This is a genomic window from Roseovarius halophilus (ex Wu et al. 2025), assembly GCF_047086965.1.
Window position 1 is genome coordinate 1 of record NZ_JBKOTX010000365.1, and the last position, 3,148, is coordinate 3,148.

At 66.6% G+C, this 3,148-nt stretch carries 4 protein-coding genes; 3 read left to right on the plus strand and 1 reads right to left on the minus strand.

Annotated elements, in window-relative coordinates; all coding sequences use genetic code 11:
- Nucleotides 1-131: 131 nt before the first annotated feature.
- The 3 genes from ACH107_RS31450 (at nt 132) to ACH107_RS31460 (ending at nt 1,867) form a co-directional block, all read left to right on the plus strand.
- The gene (locus tag ACH107_RS31450) at nt 132-464 is read left to right on the plus strand and encodes a TRAP transporter small permease subunit (RefSeq protein WP_412509582.1); all 333 of its coding nucleotides are present in this window, start codon (nt 132-134) and stop codon (nt 462-464) included.
- Nucleotides 461-1,204, plus strand: a complete 744-nt coding sequence (locus tag ACH107_RS31455) for a TRAP transporter large permease subunit (RefSeq protein ID WP_412509583.1) — start codon at nt 461-463, stop codon at nt 1,202-1,204. The genes ACH107_RS31450 and ACH107_RS31455 overlap by 4 nt, the downstream gene beginning before the upstream one ends.
- A gap of 258 nt (nt 1,205-1,462) precedes the next feature.
- Nucleotides 1,463-1,867 carry a LysM peptidoglycan-binding domain-containing protein gene (locus ACH107_RS31460; protein WP_412509584.1) on the plus strand — a complete coding sequence of 135 codons (405 nt, stop codon included), beginning with the start codon at nt 1,463-1,465 and terminating at the stop codon, nt 1,865-1,867.
- Between the two features lie 82 nt (nt 1,868-1,949).
- Here the strand turns inward: ACH107_RS31460 and ACH107_RS31465 are convergent.
- A partial coding sequence (locus ACH107_RS31465; protein ID WP_412509585.1) for a CapA family protein occupies nt 1,950-3,148 on the minus strand: 1,199 nt, incomplete at its 5' end.

Genomic DNA, 3,148 nt, shown 5'->3' on the forward strand with positions numbered 1-3,148 from the left:
TCTGAAAATGCCGCATACTGAGGCCTCACAGAAGTTCGCACTCGATCACATGCTCGAACGGTCAGAAATTTCTTGCACTACGGGCGGCAACCACAGAAGACAGCCTGTTAATGAAAGCGTGCTCTACATTCATGCGACGCTCGTCATGCTGGGAGGCGGGCTACAAGCTGCTGGTGGACGGTCAGGTGCGCGTGGACGTCCTGCAAGCGCGCAAGCGCCCCGGGGGCAAGGCGCGGATCGATGTTTCCGGTCACGTGGTGCTGCTGATCCCGTCGATGCTGGCGTTGCTCTACTGGTCCTATCCATCGGTCCGCAACGCGTGGGCCATCCACGCGGGGGCGATTCCCGTCGGCGGCCTCCCGGCAGTCTTCCTGCTGAAATCCTTGATCCCGGCATTCTGCGGCCTGCTGATCTTGCAGTCGCTTGCCTGTCTCCACCGGAACCTGCTGAGGTTGCGCGCATGACCGCCGAATATCTCGACCTGCTGATGTTCGCCGCGCTCATGGCGGCGATCCTGTCGGGGGTCCCCGTCTCCTTCGCCTACTTTGGCTGGGCCACCAGGGTGATGCAACTCAACCTTCCGGGCGCGCTGGTGCCGGGGCTGACGCTGGTGGGCATCTACATCCTGTACGTGCTGGCGCGCGGCATGATCCGCCCGCAGGACATGCCGCCGGCGCCGACGCCGGAAAGTGGACCGAACTGGCGTGAACTCGCCGGCGCGGTCGTGCCGCCGGTCGTGTTGATCGTGGCGGTTCTGGGCGCGATCCTGATGGCCGGCGTTTTCAGCCTTGCCTTCGTCGGGCTGGGCGGCGAGGCGCGCGTGGCACAGATCCTCGGCTCCATGTCCGGCGGCGCGACGGGCGCGCTGATCTTTGCCGTGGTGCTGATTTTCGTGCGCGGCTTCTTCCTCGATTTCGTCGAGATCACGGTGATCCTGCTGCCGCTGCTCGCGCCGGTGCTGATCCTGATGGGGCACGATCCCGTCTGGCTGGCGATCCTGATCGCGATCAACCTGCAGACGTCCTTTCTCACGCCGCCTTTCGGGTTTTCGCTGTTCTACCTGCGCGGGGCCGCTCCGCCCGAGATCACGACCGGCCAGACCTATGCCGGCGTCGCGCCTTTCATCCTGCTTCAGGCCGTGGGGATCGCCGTCATCTCGTTCCTGCCGGGGCTGGCCACGTGTCTGCCGTCGGCGGTGTTCTGATTGGGCGGTGGTCGGCAAAAAACGGCGTATTGCGAATCACCGGATATTGACCGATTCGGTTGTTCCGGACTATATTTAGGGCAATAAAGACCATGCGCCGGGCCGAACGGGACGCAAGATCGGGGAGAGTGCCGCCATGATGCCGGCAGGGGACGCATTTCGGGATTTCACGCGGACCGTATCCGCAGGCCCCCGCCGCGCCATCCCGCATGGGCCGGTCGCGCAGCGGGGCGCTTTCCGCGGCAAGGGGCTGGTGACATGCTGCGTCTTTGCCTGATCGCCGCCGGCCTGTGTAGTGTCCTTGCCGCGCTGCACGCCACCCGGACGGGCTCCGCACCGACAGCGAACGTGGCGCCTGACGCCGCAAGCCCGGCATCGGAACCGGCGCTCAAGGTCGTGTCCCTGCGTGATCCGCAACCCGCCGGAAAGGGCGCGTCCCCGCTCGAGGACCTGATCATTCCAGCATCGATTGGCGATGCGGACAGGACGGGACCCGGGGCGCGGATCTATACCGTGCAGCCGGGGGATAACCTCGCTTCGATCTCCTATCGCTTTTACGGGCGCACCGATCGACATGCCGACATTCTCGACGCCAACCGCGACAGCCTGTCCCCCTCGACCCGGATCGTCGCGGGGCAACGGCTCGTCATACCGGAATTCTGAAACGCAGAGGCAACGTGGCGGGGCGGAAAGAGGGGCCGGTTCAACGGCCCCCTTTCTTTTGCGCGCCCCGCGGTTGGCGGGGTCACATCAGGTCTGGCAGGTCACATTCCATCCTGTGCGCAAGCCGGCAGCACAGGGCGCGGGCGCGGCGGCCCTTCGGCCCTTTGAAACAGGCCGCGCCGCGCCGTGCGCTTGGCGAGACCGGGCCGATCTGCAACCCGCCCGCCCCGGCGGCGCGTCGTGACAGCCCGCTGAGATGCGCCAACGTCGCCCGTGCGCGCGCCGCGCTCATCGGCTCGGGCGACAATTCGACATTGCGCAACGGCCGGATCTCGATCGCGGTCAACCTGGCGCCCGACGCGTCGAGCGTGAAGTAGGCTTTGCCGAACATGCCATAGTCATGTCCCACCGGCAGGTGGTCGCGTTCGGCCCCGCCGAGAAAGATGAAGTTTCCCAGCGAGTAGAAAATCGCGTGGTCGCGGCCTGTCTCGACCGCTCGGGGCACGTGCGGGTGATGCCCGAGCACGAGATTGACCCCCGCCTCCTCGACCGCGCGGCGGAACAGGCGTCGCTGACCGGGATCAAGGCGGATCCGGTTCTCGGCGCCGTAATGGATCGACAGGATCTTCACCTCGGCTTCCGCCGCCGCCAGCCCGGCAAGGACCCGGTCGTAATGGCCGGGCTTGAAAAGCGTGGTCATGCCCGCGCGCTCACTGTCGGGGCGCGCCGCGAACGCGGTGTTCCCGATGCCGATGGCGGCTAGCGCGACGCGGATACCGTTGAAGGTGCCGATGCGGGGGGCAAAGGCGGCCGCGCCGCGGCCGATGCCGTGGTGCAGGATGTTCCGGTGCCGCGCGGCTGTCTCGAAAAAGGTCCGGGTCCCCGCGAGGCCGGGCCAACCGTGATCAAAGGCGTGATTGTTGGCAAGGCCGAAGGCGTTGACGCCGATATCCATCAGGTGCCGGACGTTGTCCGGGTGGCTGCGAAAGACGAAGCGCTTGGCCAGCGGGGTCCCGTCGCGCGGGGCAACGACGGATTCCACGTTCACGAAGTTCACGTCACCGTCAAGGTGATCGCCGATGAAGGCGGTCGTGTGCGCAAGGCTGTAGGTTCCGAACTTGCTGACAGTGTCGGGCCGCGGGGGCGTGCGGGACCGTGCGAAATTCACATCGCCGCCGAACGTGACAACCAGTTCGCGCGGCTCGGCAACGGCCGCCGGCGCCATGCAGATCGGTACCGCGAGCGCCACCAACGCGAAGGTCGCGCGGCCCGCGGCCCGCC

Excerpts from the sequence above, each read along its gene's own strand:
- ACH107_RS31455 (WP_412509583.1), top strand. The coding sequence starts at position 461 with ATGACCGCCGAATATCTCGACCTGCTGATGTTCGCCGCGCTCATGGCG.
- ACH107_RS31460 (WP_412509584.1), top strand. The coding sequence starts at position 1,463 with ATGCTGCGTCTTTGCCTGATCGCCGCCGGCCTGTGTAGTGTCCTTGCC.
- ACH107_RS31450 (WP_412509582.1), top strand. The coding sequence starts at position 132 with ATGCGACGCTCGTCATGCTGGGAGGCGGGCTACAAGCTGCTGGTGGAC.